At 59.3% G+C, this 18092-nt stretch carries 21 protein-coding genes; 8 read left to right on the top strand and 13 right to left on the bottom strand.

The window, feature by feature from the left end; translation table 11 throughout:
• Positions 1–82: 82 nt before the first annotated feature.
• Positions 83–1003 carry a zinc ABC transporter substrate-binding protein gene (locus tag KO536_RS12420; protein ID WP_133075099.1) on the bottom strand — a complete coding sequence of 307 codons (921 nt, stop codon included), beginning with the start codon at positions 1001–1003 and terminating at the stop codon, positions 83–85.
• A 66-nt stretch (positions 1004–1069) separates the two neighbouring features.
• Between KO536_RS12420 and KO536_RS12415 the strand changes: the two genes are divergently transcribed.
• From KO536_RS12415 to KO536_RS12385, 7 genes are all read left to right on the top strand, one after another.
• Positions 1070–1552, top strand: a complete 483-nt coding sequence (locus tag KO536_RS12415; protein ID WP_133075098.1) for a Fur family transcriptional regulator — start codon at positions 1070–1072, stop codon at positions 1550–1552.
• On the top strand, positions 1552–2340 hold the full coding sequence (znuC, locus tag KO536_RS12410; RefSeq protein WP_133075097.1) for a zinc ABC transporter ATP-binding protein ZnuC: 789 nt from the start codon (positions 1552–1554) through the stop codon (positions 2338–2340). The genes KO536_RS12415 and znuC overlap by 1 nt, the downstream gene beginning before the upstream one ends.
• The gene (znuB, locus tag KO536_RS12405) at positions 2333–3121 is read left to right on the top strand and encodes a zinc ABC transporter permease subunit ZnuB (RefSeq protein ID WP_133075096.1); all 789 of its coding nucleotides are present in this window, start codon (positions 2333–2335) and stop codon (positions 3119–3121) included. Before znuC ends, znuB begins: the two co-directional genes overlap by 8 nt.
• Before the next feature lie 37 nt (positions 3122–3158).
• Entirely contained in the window at positions 3159–3875 is a 717-nt protein-coding gene (locus tag KO536_RS12400; protein ID WP_133075095.1) for a PA5502 family lipoprotein, read from the top strand.
• A gap of 213 nt (positions 3876–4088) precedes the next feature.
• Positions 4089–5096, top strand: a complete 1008-nt coding sequence (locus KO536_RS12395) for a methionine ABC transporter ATP-binding protein (protein WP_133075341.1) — start codon at positions 4089–4091, stop codon at positions 5094–5096.
• Entirely contained in the window at positions 5096–5770 is a 675-nt protein-coding gene (locus tag KO536_RS12390) for a methionine ABC transporter permease (protein WP_219262030.1), read from the top strand. Before KO536_RS12395 ends, KO536_RS12390 begins: the two co-directional genes overlap by 1 nt.
• A gap of 81 nt (positions 5771–5851) precedes the next feature.
• A complete protein-coding gene (locus KO536_RS12385) occupies positions 5852–6622 on the top strand; it encodes a MetQ/NlpA family ABC transporter substrate-binding protein (RefSeq protein ID WP_046809345.1) in 771 nt (256 codons plus the stop codon).
• Between the two features lie 113 nt (positions 6623–6735).
• Here KO536_RS12385 and KO536_RS12380 read toward each other — a convergent pair whose 3' ends face one another.
• The 9 genes from KO536_RS12380 to coxB form a co-directional block, all read right to left on the bottom strand.
• Positions 6736–7371 (bottom strand): SCO family protein, encoded by a 636-nt coding sequence (locus KO536_RS12380; RefSeq protein ID WP_133075093.1) that lies wholly within the window; start codon positions 7369–7371, stop codon positions 6736–6738.
• Positions 7368–8267 (bottom strand): heme o synthase, encoded by a 900-nt coding sequence (gene cyoE, locus KO536_RS12375; protein ID WP_133075092.1) that lies wholly within the window; start codon positions 8265–8267, stop codon positions 7368–7370. The genes KO536_RS12380 and cyoE overlap by 4 nt, the downstream gene beginning before the upstream one ends.
• Entirely contained in the window at positions 8255–9304 is a 1050-nt protein-coding gene (locus tag KO536_RS12370; protein WP_133075091.1) for a heme A synthase, read from the bottom strand. The genes cyoE and KO536_RS12370 overlap by 13 nt, the downstream gene beginning before the upstream one ends.
• Positions 9305–9314: 10 nt before the next feature.
• Complete coding sequence (locus tag KO536_RS12365; RefSeq protein ID WP_219262029.1) at positions 9315–9908, bottom strand: hypothetical protein; 594 nt, start codon at positions 9906–9908, stop codon at positions 9315–9317.
• Positions 9883–10620, bottom strand: coding sequence for an SURF1 family protein (locus KO536_RS12360; protein WP_219262028.1), 738 nt, complete (start codon positions 10618–10620; stop codon positions 9883–9885). The genes KO536_RS12365 and KO536_RS12360 overlap by 26 nt, the downstream gene beginning before the upstream one ends.
• Positions 10617–11504 carry a cytochrome c oxidase subunit 3 gene (locus KO536_RS12355; RefSeq protein ID WP_133075088.1) on the bottom strand — a complete coding sequence of 296 codons (888 nt, stop codon included), beginning with the start codon at positions 11502–11504 and terminating at the stop codon, positions 10617–10619. Before KO536_RS12355 ends, KO536_RS12360 begins: the two co-directional genes overlap by 4 nt.
• 12 nt (positions 11505–11516) lie before the next feature.
• A complete protein-coding gene (locus tag KO536_RS12350) occupies positions 11517–12089 on the bottom strand; it encodes a cytochrome c oxidase assembly protein (RefSeq protein WP_133075087.1) in 573 nt (190 codons plus the stop codon).
• A 21-nt stretch (positions 12090–12110) separates the two neighbouring features.
• Complete coding sequence (ctaD, locus tag KO536_RS12345; protein WP_133075086.1) at positions 12111–13700, bottom strand: cytochrome c oxidase subunit I; 1590 nt, start codon at positions 13698–13700, stop codon at positions 12111–12113.
• A gap of 82 nt (positions 13701–13782) precedes the next feature.
• On the bottom strand, positions 13783–14907 hold the full coding sequence (gene coxB / locus KO536_RS12340) for a cytochrome c oxidase subunit II (protein ID WP_133075085.1): 1125 nt from the start codon (positions 14905–14907) through the stop codon (positions 13783–13785).
• A gap of 347 nt (positions 14908–15254) precedes the next feature.
• On the opposite strand from coxB, the gene KO536_RS12335 reads away from it, so the two are divergent.
• Positions 15255–15890, top strand: coding sequence for a hypothetical protein (locus KO536_RS12335; protein WP_133075084.1), 636 nt, complete (start codon positions 15255–15257; stop codon positions 15888–15890).
• A gap of 170 nt (positions 15891–16060) precedes the next feature.
• Here the strand turns inward: KO536_RS12335 and KO536_RS12330 are convergent, their stop codons facing one another.
• The 3 genes from KO536_RS12330 to KO536_RS12320 form a co-directional block, all read right to left on the bottom strand.
• Positions 16061–16774, bottom strand: a complete 714-nt coding sequence (locus tag KO536_RS12330) for a carbonic anhydrase (protein WP_133075083.1) — start codon at positions 16772–16774, stop codon at positions 16061–16063.
• 90 nt (positions 16775–16864) lie between these two features.
• The gene (locus KO536_RS12325; RefSeq protein WP_133075082.1) at positions 16865–17356 is read right to left on the bottom strand and encodes a DUF523 domain-containing protein; all 492 of its coding nucleotides are present in this window, start codon (positions 17354–17356) and stop codon (positions 16865–16867) included.
• Positions 17353–17988, bottom strand: a complete 636-nt coding sequence (locus KO536_RS12320; RefSeq protein ID WP_133075081.1) for a 2OG-Fe(II) oxygenase — start codon at positions 17986–17988, stop codon at positions 17353–17355. The genes KO536_RS12325 and KO536_RS12320 overlap by 4 nt, the downstream gene beginning before the upstream one ends.
• Between the last annotated feature and the right edge of the window lie 104 nt (positions 17989–18092).

The following is an 18092-nucleotide window of genomic DNA, read 5'->3' as shown; positions in this document are numbered from 1 at the left end:
CCAATCGCGAGCAAGCCCGCTCCCACAGACGTTCTGGCAAGCTGCAACTTTTGTGAACGCCACACAATCTGTGGGAGTCGACTTACAAGCTTTCCAGACACCCCGCCAGGTCATTGCCCAGCTTTTCCAGCAACTGCTCGTAACCCTGCGCCGTCGCGGGGGTATAGCCGCCCAATGCATCCAGCTCCGCCAACTTGACCGGCAAGCCGGCCGTCAGGGTGTCAGCCAGACGCGGACGCAGAGGAGGGTCGCTGAACACGCACGTCTTGCCCACTTCCTGCAAACGCTTGCGCATGGCCGCTACGTGTTGAGCGCCCGGCTGCACTTCCGAAGCCACGCTGAACGTACCCGTGTGCTTAAGACCGTAAGCGCTTTCGAAATAATCGTAGCCTTCATGGAAGACGAAGAACGGCTTGTCGGCAATTCCGGCCATGCGGGCTTTCAAGCGCGCATTCAATTCGTCCAGACGCTCATTGAAAGCCTTGAGGTTGCCCTGGTATCTGGCCGCATTGGCGGGGTCTTTTTCGCTCAAGTCAGCGGCCATTTTTGCAGCAATCACCCGTGCATTGTCCGGCGCCAGCCACAAATGCGCATCCAGTGTGCCAGGACGATGATCGTGATCATGTTCGGCGGCATCTTCTTCGTGGGAATGACTATCTTCGGCGAAATGACGCAGCTTCAAACCCGGCAGGGTTTGCACCGTCACTGATGGCAAGGTGCGAGTCTTGATCACCCGCGGCAAAAAACCCTCCATGTCCGGACCGATCCAGTACAAGAGATCCGCCGACTGCACACGCCGTACGTCGGATGGTCGCAACGCATAGTTATGCGGCGAAGCATTGGGAGGCAAAAGTACCTCCGGGTGCCCTACGCCGTCCTGTACGGCAGCGGCAATCAGTTGCAAGGGCTTGATGCTGGTCAGCACGCTCACCTCGGCCTGAGCCGGGTTAATCACAAGCAAACTGGCACTTAGAGCTAGAAAAAGGGAAAAAAGACGGGGCACGATGAGCACTCATGGTGGCTGAAACAGGTAACATAATAACGTCTCTCTCAAAAATCGTCGCCGCCCATGCCTATAACACCGCTTGCCAGTCGTCCCCATGACCATTCTCATTGTGTCCACAGTGCGCTTACTGAGGCCGATGTTCTGTGTGCGCAAAAAGGCCTGCGCCTGACCGCTTTGCGACGTCGGGTGCTGGAACTGGTGTGGCAGAGCCACAAGCCGCTGGGTGCCTACGACATTCTGGCCGTGCTCAGCGAGCAGGACGGTCGCCGCGCCGCGCCGCCGACCGTTTATCGCGCCCTGGACTTCCTGCTCGACAATGGCCTGGTGCACCGCATCTCGTCGCTCAATGCCTTTGTCGGCTGTAGCCATCCCGAGCATCCGCATCAGGGCCAGTTCCTGATTTGCCGCACGTGCCACGCCGCGATCGAACTTGAACAAAAATCCATCAGTGACGCGATTATCAACAGCGCACGGGATGTCGGCTTTACTGTCGAAGGCCAGACCGTCGAAGTGGTCGGTTTGTGTTCGGGTTGCCGGGAGGCCTGATGAGCACTGCACTGATTCGCCTGCAACACGTCACCGTGACGTATTCCGGGCAAAACGTACTCGACAATATTGAGCTGAGCGTTGAGCCGGGCCAGATCGTGACCCTGATCGGCCCCAACGGCGCGGGTAAAACCACGTTGGTCAAGGCCGTACTCGGCCTGCTCAAGCCCACCAGCGGCAGTGTCTGGCGCAAGCCTAAACTGCGTGTTGGCTACATGCCCCAGAAGCTGCACGTTGACCCGACACTGCCACTGTCGGTGCTGCGCTTTTTGCGCCTGGTGCCCGGCGTAGATCGCGCCCAGGCCCTTGAGGCACTGAAGGAAGTCGGCGCCGAGAAGGTGATCGACAGCCCGGTGCAAAGCGTTTCAGGCGGTGAAATGCAACGTGTGCTGCTGGCCCGTGCCCTGCTGCGCAAACCCGAATTGCTGGTGCTCGACGAACCGGTTCAAGGCGTGGACGTGGCTGGCCAATCGGAGCTGTATGCCCTGATCACCCGCCTGCGCGACCGCCACGGTTGCGGCGTGCTGATGGTTTCCCACGATTTGCATCTGGTGATGAGCACAACCGATCAGGTGGTGTGCCTTAATCGCCACGTCTGCTGTTCAGGCCATCCTGAGCAGGTGAGCGGCGACCCGGCCTTTGTCGAGCTGTTTGGCAAAAACGCACAAAGCCTAGCGATTTATCACCACCATCACGACCACGCCCATGACTTGCATGGTTCGGTGGTCAACGAAAACACCACGGCGGCATCCGCCCACGTTCACGGAGAAGGCTGCAAGCATGGCTGATTTTCTGCTTTACGCCCTGCTGGCAGGTCTGGCTTTGGCAATAGTTGCAGGACCTCTGGGTTCGTTCGTGGTGTGGCGGCGCATGGCCTACTTCGGCGACACGTTGTCCCATGCGGCCCTGCTGGGTGTAGCGATGGGTTTCTTGCTGGACATCAGCCCCACCATTGCCGTGACCGTGGGCTGCCTGCTGCTGGCCGTGCTGCTGGTCACGCTTCAGCAACGCCAATCGTTGGCATCCGACACGTTGCTCGGAATTCTCGCCCCGAGTACCTTGTCCCTCGGGCTGGTCGTACTAAGCTTCATGCATGAAGTTCGGATTGATCTGATGGCGTATTTGTTTGGCGACCTACTGGCCATCAGCCCTACCGACCTGATGTGGATTCTGGGCGGCAGCGCTGCGGTACTGGCGCTTCTGGTTGCGCTGTGGCGGCCGTTGCTGGCGATTACTGTTCACGAAGAACTGGCCACGGTGGAAGGTTTGCCAGTGGCCGCGTTACGCTTGACCCTGATGCTCTTGATCGCCGTGGTGATCGCTGTGGCGATGAAGATCGTCGGCGTGCTGTTGATCACCTCCCTGCTGATCATTCCGGCAGCAGCGGCCCAACGCCATGCGCGCTCTCCGGAGCAAATGGCACTGGGCGCAAGTGCCCTGGGAATACTGGCCGTGTGTGGTGGCCTGGCCTTGTCATGGTTCAAGGACACGCCAGCGGGACCATCGATTGTGGTGTGTGCCGCTGCACTGTTTTTGCTGAGTTTTGTTCTGCCCCGTCGAGGGGTGTAGACTTGCTTGTTTTTTGCGCACTTAGAGAGCCGCAGGAATGAAGCTGTTCAACTTCCGTTACTTGCTCCTGGCCGCATTTTCCTTGCTGCTGGGCGCCTGCCAAAGCACGCCGTCGGCCGATACTACTGCCGTTGACGCTCGCGCTGCGGCCATCGCACAGCTGGAGCAAAACCTGGCCAGCAGCGAACTCGCGACCGCTGAAGACCAACTGAGCACCTTGCAGGCCCAGACGCCGGATGATCCGCAATGGGTGCAGTACCAGCGCCAACTGGCCGAAGCCTACCTGCAGCGCAGCCAGATCGTTCTTCAAAAAGGTGACGTCAACGCCGCAGCCACAGCCCTGAGCCGTGCCCGCGCCCTGATGCCCAAAGCACCTGCGCTGACGGGCGGCGTCAACAGCGCTATTGCCCAGGCACGCAAGGCCGAGCTGGATAAAGCCGAGGCAGCCCTCAAGGCAGCTGAAGCCCGTCCACCGGCCAAGGTGATCGACCCGGCGGCCCTGAGCACCACCGTAGCGCTGAACATCACCGATAGTGCGAAACTTCGCCATCAACTGGATTTGATCGCGCAAGATATCGTTAATTACCAGTGTGCCGTCAGCCTGCAGGTTCCGCGTACGGCGGACTACCCGTGGCTGGCCACACTGATCAGCAAGCGCGTTAAAAAGCTCGACCCCGGGTTTGACCTGAGCCTTGAGCGTCAGATCATTCGCCATGTGCCTGCGCAATTGGTACTGACACCGCGCAAGCCTTGATACAAAAAGTCGCCGCCTGTGCCAACCCAGAGTATTGCGCCCTAGCGCAACACTGGCACACGCGGCGATTGGCATTTTATGACCTTTGATTTCTTATTCCAAAATCAAAGGAATGCCCATTAATAAATGCTAAGTCAAGCATATGCGAGCACGATAAGATGCGTGCCCGGCTTACCGCTGAACTTCTATTTACGCGCCCACAAGGTTCGCTACGTGATTGAGTTTCATAACGTTCATAAAACTTACCGGGTTGCCGGTAAGGACATTCCCGCGCTGCACTCCACCAGTTTGCGTGTTGAGAGCGGCAAGGTGTTCGGCCTGATTGGCCACTCCGGTGCGGGTAAAAGTACATTGCTGCGCCTGATCAACCGCCTTGAAACCCCGAGCGGCGGCAAGATCATCGTCGACAACGAAGACGTGACCGCAATGGACGCCAACGGCCTGCGCCGCTTCCGTCAGCAAGTGGGCATGATCTTCCAGCACTTCAACCTGCTGGCCTCCAAGACTGTGGCCGACAACGTTGCAATGCCTCTGACACTTGCCGGTGAATTGTCCCGCAGTGCTATTGATCAGCGCGTCGCTGAATTGCTCGAACGCGTAGGTCTGTCTGATCACGCCAAAAAGTACCCGGCGCAACTGTCGGGCGGCCAGAAACAGCGTGTGGGCATTGCCCGTGCCCTGGCCACCAAACCCAAAGTATTGCTGTGCGACGAGGCCACCAGTGCCCTCGACCCGCAAACCACCGCCTCTGTGTTGCAACTGCTGGCCGAGATCAACCGCGAGCTGAAGCTGACTATCGTGCTGATCACCCATGAGATGGATGTCATCCGTCGTGTGTGTGACGAAGTGGCGGTGATGGATGCTGGCGTTATCGTTGAGCAAGGTCCGGTGGCCGAGGTGTTCCTGCACCCCAAGCACCCGACCACCAAGCGTTTTGTGCAAGAAGACGAGCAGATCGACGAGAGTGAGCAGCGCGACGATTTCGCTCATGTCCCTGGCCGCATCGTCCGCCTGACCTTCCAGGGCGAATCTACCTACGCGCCTCTGCTGGGCACCATCGCCCGCGAAACGGGTGTGGATTACAGCATCCTGGCCGGCCGCATTGACCGCATCAAAGACACCCCTTATGGGCAACTGACCCTCGCCATCACCGGTGGCGACATGGAAGCGGCGTTCGCCAGCTTCGTTGCTGCTGACGTTCATATGGAGGTGCTGCGCTAATGGAATCCTTCCTGGGCTTCTTCTCCAACATTGATTGGTACGAAATATGGCTAGCCACCGGCGACACCATGATCATGCTCGGCGGTTCGCTGCTGTTCACGGTATTGCTCGGCCTGCCACTGGGCATCCTGCTGTTCCTGTGCAGCCCGCGCCAGCTTCTTGAACAGAAAACCCTGTATGGCGCGCTGTCTTTTGTGGTGAACATCCTGCGCTCGCTGCCGTTCATCATTTTGCTGGTCGTCATGATCCCGCTCACCGTGGTGATCACAGGAACCTCACTGGGTGTTGCCGGCGCCATTCCACCATTGGTGGTGGGCGCCACACCGTTCTTTGCCCGCTTGATAGAAACAGCCTTTCGGGAAGTGGATCGCGGCATCATCGAAGCCACTCAGGCGATGGGCGCCAATACGCGTCAGATTATTACCAATGCCTTGTTGCCCGAAGCGCGCCCCGGCATTTTTGCCGCGATCACGGTGACGGCAATTACGCTGGTGGGCTACACCGCAATGGCGGGCGTGGTTGGCGCTGGCGGTCTGGGGGATTTGGCCATCCGGTTCGGTTATCAGCGCTTCCAGCCTGACGTGATGATCGTCACAGTGGTGCTGTTGCTGATTCTGGTGCAAATTCTGCAAACCGTTGGCGACAGGCTGGTGGTTCACTTTTCACGCAAGTAAACGCGACCCGCGTCAATAAACGTAACCGCCAGCCCACGGCTGGCAGATACCTGAACCCAGGTATTCACAAGGAGTTGCTGAATGAAGAAGTTATTTGCTGCTGTGGCCGCTGTTGCGGCGTTTTCGGCCCACGCGGGCGACCTGTCGGTAGCCGCTTCCCCGGTGCCGCACGCCGAGATCCTGGAGTTCGTGAAACCTGCATTGGCCAAAGAGGGCGTCAACCTCAAGGTCAAGGTCTTCACCGACTACATCCAGCCAAACGTACAAGTGGCCGAAAAACGCCTGGACGCCAACTTCTTCCAGCACCAGCCGTACCTGGATGAGTTCAACAAGGCCAAGGGCACCCACCTGGTCAGCGTTGCAGCCGTTCACCTTGAACCGCTGGGTGCTTACTCGAGCAAGTACAAAAAACTTGATGAACTCAAGGATGGCAGTACCGTTGTCATCCCCAACGACGCCACCAATGGCGGCCGTGCGCTGCTGCTGCTGGACAAGGCTGGCCTGATCAAGCTCAAGGACTCGACCAACATCCTGTCCACGGTCAAGGACATCACCGCGAACCCTAAAAACCTGAAGTTCCGCGAACTGGAAGCCGCCACCATTCCGCGCGTGCTGACCCAGGTTGATCTGGCGCTGATCAACACCAACTACGCGCTGGAAGCCAAGCTGAACCCGGAAAAAGACGCACTGGTCATCGAAGGCAGCGACTCGCCTTACGTGAACATTCTGGTAGCTCGCCCGGACGATAAAGATTCGGCTGACATGCAAAAGCTGGTTGCAGCCCTGCATACCCCGGAAGTGAAAGCCTTCATTCTGGAAAAATACAAAGGCGCCATCGTTCCGGCGTTCTAAGCATTACCAGTAGTCGCTGCCGCAGGCTGCGAAGGGAGTTTCCAAGCCTTCGAGAAAACGGGGGGCTTCGCCCCCCTTCGCAGCCTGCGGCAGCGACTACAGGCTTCTTTCCTTTACTTGCGCTCAACCAACCCCGGCAACTGGGCAACCATCTTCTGGTTGTTGAACGGTGCGCGGATAAAACCTCGCTGAGTGCCGTCCGGCCCGATCAGCGCCAGATTTCCACTGTGATCCACCGTGTAGTTCGGCTTGCTGGTATCCGCCGGAATAAACGGAATGCTCACCGCGTTGGCCAGTGTTTGCAGCTCATCGATGGAGCCCGGCGTCAGGCCCACAAACTGCGGGTCAAAGTAGCCCAGGTACTGCTTGAGCTGTTGCGGCGTATCGCGATTGGGGTCGACGCTGACCAGCACGATTTGCAGTTTGTCCTGCACCTCTTTAGGCAGCTCGCTTTTGATCTGACGCAACTGGGCGAGGGTGGTCGGGCAAATGTCCGGGCAGAAGGTGTAGCCAAAAAACAGCAGGCTCCACTTGCCTTTCAGCTCGTTCATCACCACCGGCTGGCCGTCCTGGTTGGTCATTGTCACCTGCGGCAACTGACGGCTTTGCGGCAGCAAAATGATCCCCGCATCAATCAGAGACGTGTTGTCGCCCTGACTTTTACCCGACATCATTTTGTTAAACGTCAGGCCCATGACCAACGCCACCAGCGCAACGAGGATATAGACGGTTTTTTGAGTTTTAGTCATAGGTTCAACACTAGGTAGTGATCGACAAGCAGCGCGATAAACAGCAAGAACAGGTAATAGATAGAGTACTTGAACGTGTTGATCGCCGCGTGCGGCTGGGTGCCACGGTACAACACCCACGCCCAATGCAGAAAGCGTGCGCCCAACCCTAGCGCACACGCCAGATAGAGCAAGCCGCTCATGTGAATCACAAACGGCAGCAGGCTGACTGCCAGCAGCACGAAGGTGTACAGCACGATATGCACCTTGGTGTAGTGCTCGCCATGGGTCACCGGCAACATCGGGATATCAGCCTTGGCGTATTCCTCCTTGCGATGAATGGCCAGCGCCCAAAAATGCGGCGGGGTCCAGGCGAAGATAATCAGCACCAGCAGCAGCGGCTCGGCGGTGACGTGCCCCGTGACTGCCACCCACCCCAACAATGGCGGCGCCGCACCGGCCAGCCCGCCGATCACAATATTCTGCGGCGTGGCCCGCTTCAAAAAACCGGTGTAAATCACCGCATAACCCAGCAAAGACGCCAGCGTCAGCCAGGCGGTGAGGGGATTGGTAAACGTCAGCAGCAGCCCCATGCCCGCCAAGGCCAGCAACAGGGCGAATGACAGCGCGCCAAGCGGTGACACACGCCCCTGCGCCAGCGGGCGTTTATGGGTGCGGGCCATGACGGCGTCAATGCGCCGGTCCACCACATGATTGACCGCCGCAGCCCCGCCTGCACACAGTCCAATCCCCAGATTTCCGAAGATCAGTACTGTCCAGGGCACTCCGGCACGGGTCGCCAAGAACATGCCCACCAGCGAGGTAATCAACATCAGTACCAGCACTTTGGGTTTGGTCAGTTCCAGATAATCGCGCCACAACGCTTGCTGCGCCCGTTCGCCAATCAAGGTCGCCACGGCTGTTCTCCTTTCAGGCTGTAGGTCCAGCGGGCAAAGCGCGGGGCCCGGACCCTGACCAGGGCCGTACGCGCGTGGTAGTTGACCAGTACCAGCGTCATCAGTAACGCCGCGCCACCGGCGTTGTGTGCCACCGCCACCGCCAGCGGCAAGCCAAACAGTACATTGCTGAGCCCCAGACTGATTTGCACCGCCAGCGCCACCAGCAGCAACCCCGCCAGGCGGGTCATGCCGACCCTGCGCAACTGCCAGGCCAGGCCCAGCAACACCAGGGTCAGCAACAGCGCGCCCAGACGATGGGTGAGGTGGATCGCCGTACGGGCCTCACTGTCCAGTTGCCCGCCAAGGTAGTTGGGACCGATGTGCTGAGTCAGGTGAAAGCCATTGGCAAAGTCAGCTTCGGGCCACCACTGGCCGTGACAGGTCGGCACGTCGACACAGGCCACGGCGGCATAGTTGGAACTGACCCACCCCCCCAGCGCGATTTGCATGATCGCCAGCACCAACCCGGCCGTGGCCCAGCGCTGCAAGCGACGGGGCACAGCCAGCGCGGGCAAGACGCCGGACAGGCGCAGGGTCAGCAAAAACAGCAGGCTCAAGGTCGCAAAACCGCCCAGCAAATGGCCCGTGACCACCTGCGGCCACAATTTGAGCGTCACCGTCCACATGCCAAAAGCCGCTTGGGCAATCACCACCAGCAAAATGAACAGCGGCAGCTTGAGCGGTTGATCCGGCACATGCCGTTGCCGCCAGGCCCGTGCCGCCAACAGCACGATCAATAAGCCCAGGGTGCCGGCGAAATAACGATGGGTCATCTCGCTCCAGCCCTTGTCAGCCTCCACCGGAGTATCGGGAAAGTGCAGTTCGGCATGGGCCAGTTGCGCCTCGGTCTTGGGCACGCTGATAAAGCCATAGCAGCCGGGCCAGTCCGGGCAGCCGAGCCCGGCGTGGGTCAGGCGGGTGTAGGCGCCGAGCAGCACCACCACCAGCGCCAGCAAGGTGGCAAACAACGCGAGGCGAAATCCAGCTTTGGCCATGACAGAGCCCCTATCCGATATTGGACAGCTTGAGCAGCAGGCGCAGGTCGTTGAGCACGTCCTTGCCGATAACCCCGGGGCCGTAGCGCAGCACCAGATTGCCGTGGGGGTCGATGATCCACAGTTGCGCGGCACCGTTGCCCTCGGCGCCCTGTGTATAAGTCGGCACGTCCAGGGTGTAGCGCTGTAACTGCGGATACTCGAGTTGCAGCTTGGCGGCGTAGGCCGCGTCCACGGGCTGTGCGACCGCCAGCCCGTGGGTTGCACGGGACGCATCGCGGCCCAGGCCGATTTGCAGTTGGCGGGCCAGATACACCAGTTGCTGGCAATCCGCCTCGCAGGCTTGTGGCGCGGTCACCAGCAATTGCCAGCGTTGCTCATCGGCCGCCACACCAAGGGCGGCCCGGCTTTGCCCGTCGCCAATCAGCTCACCGTGATAGCTGCGGCTGTCGGGCACCCAGAATTTGAGTTTGTACATGCCCGTGGCCAACACCATGGGGCCAACGGTAAGCAGCAAAATAAAGACCAGCTGCAACCGTCCGCGCCGACGTGTAGCCGGGGACGGGACGCGTGCGGTATCAGGCTGATTGATGGCCGTTCCCATGGCGTTTCTCCTGAGCAGTGTGCCAACCGAGGTACAGATAAAGACCGAGCAAGGCCAGCGCCATCGCGAACCACTGCACGGCATAAGCGGTGTGTTTCTCCGGGCCCATGCCCGTGGAGATCAGCGGCCAGTCGGCCTGATACGCTGCGGGGCCGGGGGCGATACGCACCTCATCGGCAAAACCTTCGCGGCCCAGCTCGGCCCACAATTTGTCAGGCATCACGGCCGTTACCAGTCGTGGCCAGGGCGCGTCCGACGGATCGGCGTGTAACTGAAAGGGCGTGCCCGGAGACTCATAGACCCAGGCCTGAACGTCCAGTATCTGATCGGGGGTGGTGAACACGGGCGGTGTCTGGCGGCTCGGCCACGGCAACCAGCCACGATTGAGCAGCAGCCACTGGCCGCTAGCCTGATCCTGAAAAGGTTGCAGCAGCTCGACGCCGACCTTGCCGTCCCGCACGCGGTTGTCCAGCAACAGGCTGTGTTGCCCATCCAGATGCCCGCGCAACTGCACGCGGCGAAAGGCCGGGCCGTCCAGGGTCAGCAGTTGCCCGACCGTTACCGGCGCGGCCACCTGGCGCTCGGCGTAGCTGTCGAGCAACACGCGTTTCTGCTCACCGCGGCCAAGCTGCCAGAACCCCAGAAACACCAGCACAGGCAGCAGTGCCAGCACCACCAGGGTGGGTGCAACACCGGGACGAAAGCGCGTCATAGCACGTAGACAAACAAGAACAGGCCGAGCCAGACCACGTCCACAAAGTGCCAGTACCACGTTGCGGCCTGGAAGCCGAACTGGTGCTCGGCAGTGAAATGCCCTCGAACGATACGAATCAGCATGATCAGCAGAATCAGTGCACCAATGGTCACGTGGGCGCCGTGAAAACCGGTGAGCATGAAGAAAGTCGCACCGTAGATCCCGGAGCCCAGGGTTAGCCCCAGCTCTTTGTACGCGTGGACATACTCTTCGGCCTGGAACCCCAGAAAACCGGCGCCCAGCAGCACCGTGACGGCCAACCAGAACTTGAGTGCCCCGCGATGACCTTTGTTCAGTGCGTAGTGGGCAATGGTGAGCGTGATGCTGGAACTGACCAGCAGCACTGTGTTGAGCAGTGGCAAGCCCCAAGGGCTGATGGTGCCTTTGGGCGGCGGGTAGAGGGCCGGGTCGGGGGTGTGCAGCAGCGGCCAGGCAAATTGAAAGTCAGGCCACAACATGTGCGCCACTCCCTTGCTGCCTTCGCCACCCAGCCAGGGGCCCGCAAAGTGGCGTACATAAAACAGCGCGCCAAAAAACGCGAGAAAGAACATCACCTCGGAAAAAATAAACCAGGTCATGCCCCAACGGAACGAACGGTCCAGTTGCGAGCTGTAGAGCCCGGCGCGGCTCTCCTTGATAACCGCGCCGAACCAGCCAAACATCATGTAGGCCACTATCAGGGCGCCGACAAAGAAGATCAGCGGGCCATGGGATTCAGGCCGCGCCGCCTTCAGATCGTTGAACCAGGTCCCCAGGCCATACACCGTGACCAGCAAGCCGATCGTGGCAATGATCGGCCACTTGCTTTGCGCCGGGACGTAGTACTGATCATGAGTTGCCATGGGGCTTTCTCCTTATCGGGAAGGCTGGTCAGCGTCCTTGCCAGCGATAGCGGCGACGGGCGGATGGCGAGCGGTGATATCGAACAGCGTGTAGGCCAGCGTCAGGTGTTTCACATCCTTGGGCATGGCCCGATCGACGATAAAGCGCATCGGCATCTCGATCCGTTCACCCGGTTGCAGCACCTGCTGGGTAAAGCAAAAACACTCGGTTTTGTGAAAGTACTGAGCCGCTTCGGCGGGAGAAATACTCGGCACCGCCTGCGCCGACATGGGGTGGTCGGTGGGGTTGTAGGCCACAAAGACCATCTCGTTGACCGAGCCGGGGTTGACCACCAACTGATCGCCCTTGGGATAAAAGTCCCACACCATGTCGATGGCATTGGTGGACAGAAACTGCACCCGTACCTGACGACTCGGGTCCACCACCTGCTCACCTTCGTACTGCCCGGCAGTCTTGCCGTTGATACCGAAGGCCCTGCACATCACGTCGTAAATAGGTACCAGCGCAAAGCCGAAGGCGAACATCACCACCACCATCAGTGACAGGCGCAGGACCAGGCGCTTGATGGAAGAGGACTCAGTCATGACCGTCTCCTGCAGGGATGTTCACTTGATCTCCGGAGGCGTCGTAAAGGTGTGGTAAGGCGCAGGTGAAGGCACGCTCCACTCCAGACCCTCGGCACCGTCCCACGGTTTGGCCGGTGCTTTCGGGCCGCCGCGAATGCATTTGATGACGATAAACAGGAACAGAAACTGCGTAACGCCAAACATGAATCCGCCAATCGACGACACCATGTTGAAGTCGGCAAATTGCAGGTTGTAGTCCGGAATCCGCCGCGGCATGCCCGCCAGCCCCACAAAGTGCATCGGGAAGAAGGTCAGGTTCATGCCCACAAACGACAGCCAGAAATGCAGCTTGCCCAAGGTTTCGTCGTACATGTGACCGGTCCATTTCGGCAACCAGTAGTAGGTCGACGCGAAGATCCCGAAGATTGCTCCCGGTACCAGCACATAGTGGAAATGCGCCACCACGAAATAGGTGTCGTGGTACTGGAAGTCCGCTGGCGCAATGGCCAGCATCAACCCGGAAAACCCGCCAATGGTGAACAGGATCACAAAGGCCACGGCGAACAGCATCGGTGTTTCAAAGGTCAGCGAGCCTTGCCACATGGTGCTGGCCCAGTTGAACACCTTGACCCCGGTCGGCACCGCGATCAGCAACGTGGCGTACATGAAGAACAGCTCGCCCACCAACGGAATGCCGACCACAAACATGTGGTGCGCCCACACGATAAACGACAGGAATGCGATGCTGGCCGTGGCGTAGACCATCGAGGTATAGCCGAACAGCGGCTTGCGCGAGAAGGTCGGGATGATCGAGCTGACGGCACCGAAGGCCGGCAGGATCATGATGTACACCTCGGGGTGCCCGAAGAACCAGAACACGTGCTGGAACAACACCGGGTCTCCGCCACCGGCCGCGCTGAAAAAGCTGGTGCCAAAGTGGATGTCCATCAACATCATGGTCACCACGCCCGCCAGCACCGGCATGACCGCGATCAGCAAGAAGGCCGTGATCAGCCAGGTCCAGACAAACAGCGGCATTTTCATCAAGGTCATGCCGGGGGCACGCAAATTCAGGATGGTGGCGATCACGTTAATCGCGCCCATGATTGAACTGATACCCATCAAATGGATGGCAAAAATAAAGTAAGTCACGCTTTCGGGTGCGTACGTTGTGGACAGTGGCGCATAGAACGTCCAGCCGAAATTAGGCCCGCCACCGGCGGTAAACAAGGTCGATACCAGCAGCAGGAACGCTGCGGGGAGCAGCCAGAAGCTGAAGTTGTTCATCCTCGGCAAGGCCATGTCGGGTGCGCCGATCATCAACGGAATCATCCAGTTGGCCAGGCCGACAAACGCGGGCATCACCGCGCCGAACACCATGATCAGCCCATGCATGGTGGTCATCTGGTTGAAAAAGGCCGGAGCCACAATCTGCAGGCCGGGCTGGAACAGCTCGGCGCGAATGACCATCGCAAACGAGCCGCCGAGCAGGAACATGCAGAAGCTGAACCACAGGTACAAGGTACCGATGTCTTTGTGGTTGGTGGTCAACACCCAGCGCATCAGGCCTTTGGCCGGACCATGGGCCTGGCCGTCTGCATGTCCGTGGTCATCGATAACAGCACTCATGTCCTGACTCCTGCAAACAGCTGGACCAAGAAGCCAGCGGCACATTGCCCCCGACCGTTGCGTGCGCACGTCACTGAGCGGCTCACTTGCCTTGCGCCTGTTTGAGCGCCAGCACGTCTTTTGGCGTCACCATGTCGCCCTTGTTGTTGCCCCAGGCGTTGCGTTCATAGGTCACGACGGCGGCGATATCCACTTCGGACAACTGCTTGCCGAAAGCGGCCATGGCCGTGCCCGGCTTGCCGAAGAACACGCGGTGCAGGTGATCGGCGGCCGGGCCGGTGGCAATCGGTGAACCCTTGAGCGCCGGGAACATGGGCGGCAGACCCTGACCTTCGGCCTGGTGACAGGCTACGCAGGCGGTGTGATAGACCTTGTCGCCACGAGCCACCAGCTCGTCGAGGGTCCAGTCCTTGCTGGTCAGCTCCTTGAGCTGCGCGGCCTGGGCCTTGCGCTCGGCCAGCCAGGCGTCGTAGTCCGCACGGGTTTTGACATCGACCACAATCGGCATAAACCCGTGATCCTTGCCGCACAGCTCGGCGCATTGGCCTCGATAGATGCCGGGCTTCTCGACGCGGGTCCAGGCTTCGTTGATAAAGCCCGGAATGGCATCACGCTTGACCGCAAAGGCAGGCACCCACCAGGAGTGAATAACGTCGGCCGAGGTCACCAAAAACCGCACTTTGGCGCCAATGGGCAACACCAGTGGCTCATCGACTTCGAGCAAGTAGTGCTCGCCCTTGGGGGCCTGGTTATGGATTTGATCGGCGGGTGTGGCCAGGTTGCTGAAGAATTCGACGTCCTGGCCCAGGTATTTGTAATGCCACTTCCACTGATAGCCGGTGACCTGGATATCCACATCCGAATCACTGCTGTCATAGATATTGATCAGGGTCCTGGTCGCAGGCACGGCCATCGCGATCAGGATGACCAGAGGGATTACGGTCCAGAGAATTTCGACCGTGGTGCTCTCATGGAACTTGGCCGCCACCTGGCCGGTGGAGCGACGGTGAACGATCATTGACCAGAACATGGCACCGAAGACGATGATGCCGATCACCACGCAGATCCAGAAGATGATCATGTGCAGGTCGAAGACCGCATGACTGACTTCGGTCGCCCCAGGCGACATGTTCACTGTCCAGGCCGCGTGAGCCTGGCCGAACACTGACCACAACAGCAAACCCATCCATAGATGTGGATGTCGCATCGCGGTGCTCCCCTTTATTTTTCTTGTTATTGCGCCGGTCTGCATCTGTGTTACGGGCAGCGCTACAAGGGGGCGGTTTCAAAACCTGCGAACTCTTACCGCCGAGCCTCGTCTGCTCAAGCAGTCGGGCGTCATCAAAAAACGGTTACAAAAACGAGTATAGACACCGAGTCCAACCCCGCAATGGGAGGGGCAAAAACAATGAAATAACCCCCCATCGACAAATGGCACTCACTGCCCGGTCATAAAATGAATAACAATACTCCCCCTGAAAAAAAGCCTCTCCTTGACTTGAGGAGGGCTACTTTTAAAGTACTTCCCTGCCTAGCCCCCCCCCTGGAGTTCCAATGAACACCGCCGCCATCCGCGTGCAGATCTCGCGTGCCCAAGAACATGAGGCCGAAACGGGCCTGCTCGCCAAGCATCTGGCCGCTCAATTGCCACACCTTCACACCGCCATTCAACTGCCTGAAGTCGACCGCAATCTGGTGATGACACGTTTCGTCAGCGCCTACATCGACCAGGTGCCCGACTTGCTCGATGCGGCCAATGAGGTTGCTCGCGAGGCCGGTATCGAATCGCAAATCAAGCCGATACTTAAAATCGCCGAACAGTTTTTTGCCCAGCCACTGCCACTGCTCGCGGGTCACGAAGGCCTTGAGGGTTTGCTGGATGAGGCTTACCTGGCGCACCGTCTGGTCGAAGAGGTCAACGACCTCTACATCAAGCACTTCCAGCAGCCACTGATCCCGCTGGACATGACGGTGGCCAACCTGATTGCCCACCAATTGATTGGCGAAGACTTTGCCAACCAGCTGGACGCCGCCGTGCATCACGCTGTTGACCTGATGCTCAATGACGAAAGCTTCGCTCTGGAATCGGTCGAAGCCTACCGCGAGCGCCTGACCAGCCCCGAGACCGGCGCGGCCTGGAAGCGCTGGCCTTGCCTGTCCAAGCAATTGGGTGTCGGGTTGGCGTTGTAACCACAAGCTTGTAGCCGCTGAGGAGCGTAGCGAGGCTGCGTTCGGCGGCGCAGCCGCCGCAGATCCTGAGTGCAAGTTCTGCCTGACACACTGTGCAATTCGTCTTTACGACGGCTACGCCGCCGATCGCAGCCTTCGTGCCTCGTCAGCGGCTACAAGTGTCGCGCCGTTTAAAACCGTGCTTTAGGCGTCGCGCTCGGGATCGCAGTGGTGCCATCCAGCGGCAGGAAGGCGCCCTTGTCGGCGTCGTAGGCCTTGATCTGACTGGTTTCGATATCGTAAACCCAGCCATGAATAAACAGATGCCCGTTGGCCATTCGTGACGCCACCGACGGATGCGTGCGCAAGTGCTGCAACTGGGCAATCACGTTCTCTTCGGTCAGTACGTGCATGCTTTCGGCTTCGTTGGCGCAATTGCAATTGTCCTGAACCATGGTCTTGGCCACTTCAACGTGGTGCAACCAGGCTTTTACCGTCGGCATTTTTTTCAGGCTGGCGGGGTTGAGCACTGCACGCATCGCGCCGCAATCGGAATGCCCGCAAATGATGATGTGCTGCACGCCCAGTGCCAGCACCGCGTACTCGATGGCCGTCGAAACACCGCCGTTCATCTGACCGTATGGCGGTACGACGTTGCCAACGTTACGGGTCACGAACAAATCACCCGGCGCGCTCTGGGTAATCAGCTCCGGCACGATTCGCGAATCGGCACAGGCGATAAACATCGCACGCGGGCTTTGTGCCGTGGCGAGTTTTTTGAAAAAGGCTTCTTGTTCAGGGAAGATTTCGTGATGAAAGTGCAGAAAGCCATCAACGATATGGTGCAGTGCTGTATCAGCACTTTCAGCCGCGGCCGAGGGCTGTGGTTTAGGCTTGTCAGTCATCGGTATATCCCTGGGCAAAGTGGAGACGAATGTTACCTGAACTCAAATCCTGCTGAAAATACACAACCCGTAGCAACTTTCAGCAACGGACTACAAATCCAGGGCTGCCAGCGCTTTTGCCGCGTCTTCCAGCTCCAGTTCACTGAACACCTGAACCCCGGCACCGATCAATAACGCCGCCGTCACGCCCTGACCTTCGACCTTCACGCCGCCAAAACTGCCGTCATACGTCTGCACATTGCCGCAAGACGGGCTGTTGGCCTTGAGGATGGCGATGCGGATGCCGTGCTGCGTCACCAGCGCCAGCGCCTGCCGGGCCCCGGATAAAAAGGCTGCGGTCACATCCTCGCCTTCGACAGTCATCACCGGCGCTCTGCCCGCAAGCACTTCAACTCCTTGGCCGCCGGGGATTTCCGCCGGCGCACGGGGTGTCGGCAAACCACCCGCCACTTCCGGGCACAAGGCAATGACCCGACCTTCAGCCTGCCACCGGGCCAATTGCGCATACGGGCCGCTGGCGCCGCCGTCGTAGCGCACGGGATGGCCCAGCAGGCAGCGGCTGATCAACAGTTTGTGGCTCATAGAACTATCTCGGTGGCACGACGACGAAACCAACCGGTCAACGACAAACGGTCACGGGTCGCTGGCATCACTTCGTGGGGGATCTCACCCGAGAGGAACACCACCAGACAACCACCGGTCGGCAACACGTCATAGTCGACATTTCCTTCGAGGTACATGCGCAAATGCCCACCGTGCTCGGGCAGCCAGCTCTGATTGAGGTACACCACGGCCGACACCATGCGCCTGTCATCGTCGCGAAAGCGGTCCAGATGCTTGAGGTAGAACGCACCGGGCGGGTACAGCGCAAAGTGACTTTCAAAGTCCTCCAGGCCCAAAAAAAGCCTGCGATTCATGGCGATTCGCAGGCTTTCCATTAACTCCAGATAACTGTCACAGGCCAAAGCCTCTCCCGGCTCCAACCATTGGATATGGTCACCCCGTATACCCTCGCGAACCTCCTGGGTCAGGCCGCGTCCAACCGCTGCGGGAGTGAGTTCACCTTCAGCAGAACGTTTATGGCACTCAGCCGCCAGCTCGAGGGTCAAAGCCTCGGGCAGGAAAATAGTTTGCTGTGACCATCCCTGCGCGTACAGGTCGTCGACGATGCGTAGAAACAGCGGGTGATCAGAGGGTATTGGCATGGCGCGCATAGTATCGAGCCGCCTCAAAATCTGACAGCTCCGTCTGGCCGGCAACGTCGAAAAATTTCACCTGTGCATTTAAAGCCCATTAGAGCGAGACGAATTCTCGACAA

It is taken from the genome of Pseudomonas sp. NKUCC02_KPG (assembly GCF_019345465.1).
Lineage (GTDB): Bacteria > Pseudomonadota > Gammaproteobacteria > Pseudomonadales > Pseudomonadaceae > Aquipseudomonas.
This window is presented reverse-complemented; position numbering and strand designations above follow the sequence as displayed.

What these genes read in the sequence shown, in the direction of transcription:
- KO536_RS12415 (WP_133075098.1), top strand. Translation starts at nt 1,070, where the DNA reads ATGCCTATAACACCGCTTGCCAGTCGTCCCCATGACCATTCTCATTGT.
- znuC (WP_133075097.1), top strand. Translation starts at nt 1,552, where the DNA reads ATGAGCACTGCACTGATTCGCCTGCAACACGTCACCGTGACGTATTCC.
- znuB (WP_133075096.1), top strand. Translation starts at nt 2,333, where the DNA reads ATGGCTGATTTTCTGCTTTACGCCCTGCTGGCAGGTCTGGCTTTGGCA.
- KO536_RS12400 (WP_133075095.1), top strand. Translation starts at nt 3,159, where the DNA reads ATGAAGCTGTTCAACTTCCGTTACTTGCTCCTGGCCGCATTTTCCTTG.
- KO536_RS12390 (WP_219262030.1), top strand. Translation starts at nt 5,096, where the DNA reads ATGGAATCCTTCCTGGGCTTCTTCTCCAACATTGATTGGTACGAAATA.
- KO536_RS12385 (WP_046809345.1), top strand. Translation starts at nt 5,852, where the DNA reads ATGAAGAAGTTATTTGCTGCTGTGGCCGCTGTTGCGGCGTTTTCGGCC.
- KO536_RS12380 (WP_133075093.1), bottom strand. Translation starts at nt 7,371, where the DNA reads ATGACTAAAACTCAAAAAACCGTCTATATCCTCGTTGCGCTGGTGGCG.
- KO536_RS12370 (WP_133075091.1), bottom strand. Translation starts at nt 9,304, where the DNA reads ATGGCCAAAGCTGGATTTCGCCTCGCGTTGTTTGCCACCTTGCTGGCG.
- KO536_RS12365 (WP_219262029.1), bottom strand. Translation starts at nt 9,908, where the DNA reads ATGGGAACGGCCATCAATCAGCCTGATACCGCACGCGTCCCGTCCCCG.
- KO536_RS12360 (WP_219262028.1), bottom strand. Translation starts at nt 10,620, where the DNA reads ATGACGCGCTTTCGTCCCGGTGTTGCACCCACCCTGGTGGTGCTGGCA.
- KO536_RS12355 (WP_133075088.1), bottom strand. Translation starts at nt 11,504, where the DNA reads ATGGCAACTCATGATCAGTACTACGTCCCGGCGCAAAGCAAGTGGCCG.
- KO536_RS12350 (WP_133075087.1), bottom strand. Translation starts at nt 12,089, where the DNA reads ATGACTGAGTCCTCTTCCATCAAGCGCCTGGTCCTGCGCCTGTCACTG.
- ctaD (WP_133075086.1), bottom strand. Translation starts at nt 13,700, where the DNA reads ATGAGTGCTGTTATCGATGACCACGGACATGCAGACGGCCAGGCCCAT.
- coxB (WP_133075085.1), bottom strand. Translation starts at nt 14,907, where the DNA reads ATGCGACATCCACATCTATGGATGGGTTTGCTGTTGTGGTCAGTGTTC.
- KO536_RS12335 (WP_133075084.1), top strand. Translation starts at nt 15,255, where the DNA reads ATGAACACCGCCGCCATCCGCGTGCAGATCTCGCGTGCCCAAGAACAT.
- KO536_RS12330 (WP_133075083.1), bottom strand. Translation starts at nt 16,774, where the DNA reads ATGACTGACAAGCCTAAACCACAGCCCTCGGCCGCGGCTGAAAGTGCT.
- KO536_RS12325 (WP_133075082.1), bottom strand. Translation starts at nt 17,356, where the DNA reads ATGAGCCACAAACTGTTGATCAGCCGCTGCCTGCTGGGCCATCCCGTG.
- KO536_RS12320 (WP_133075081.1), bottom strand. Translation starts at nt 17,988, where the DNA reads ATGCGCGCCATGCCAATACCCTCTGATCACCCGCTGTTTCTACGCATC.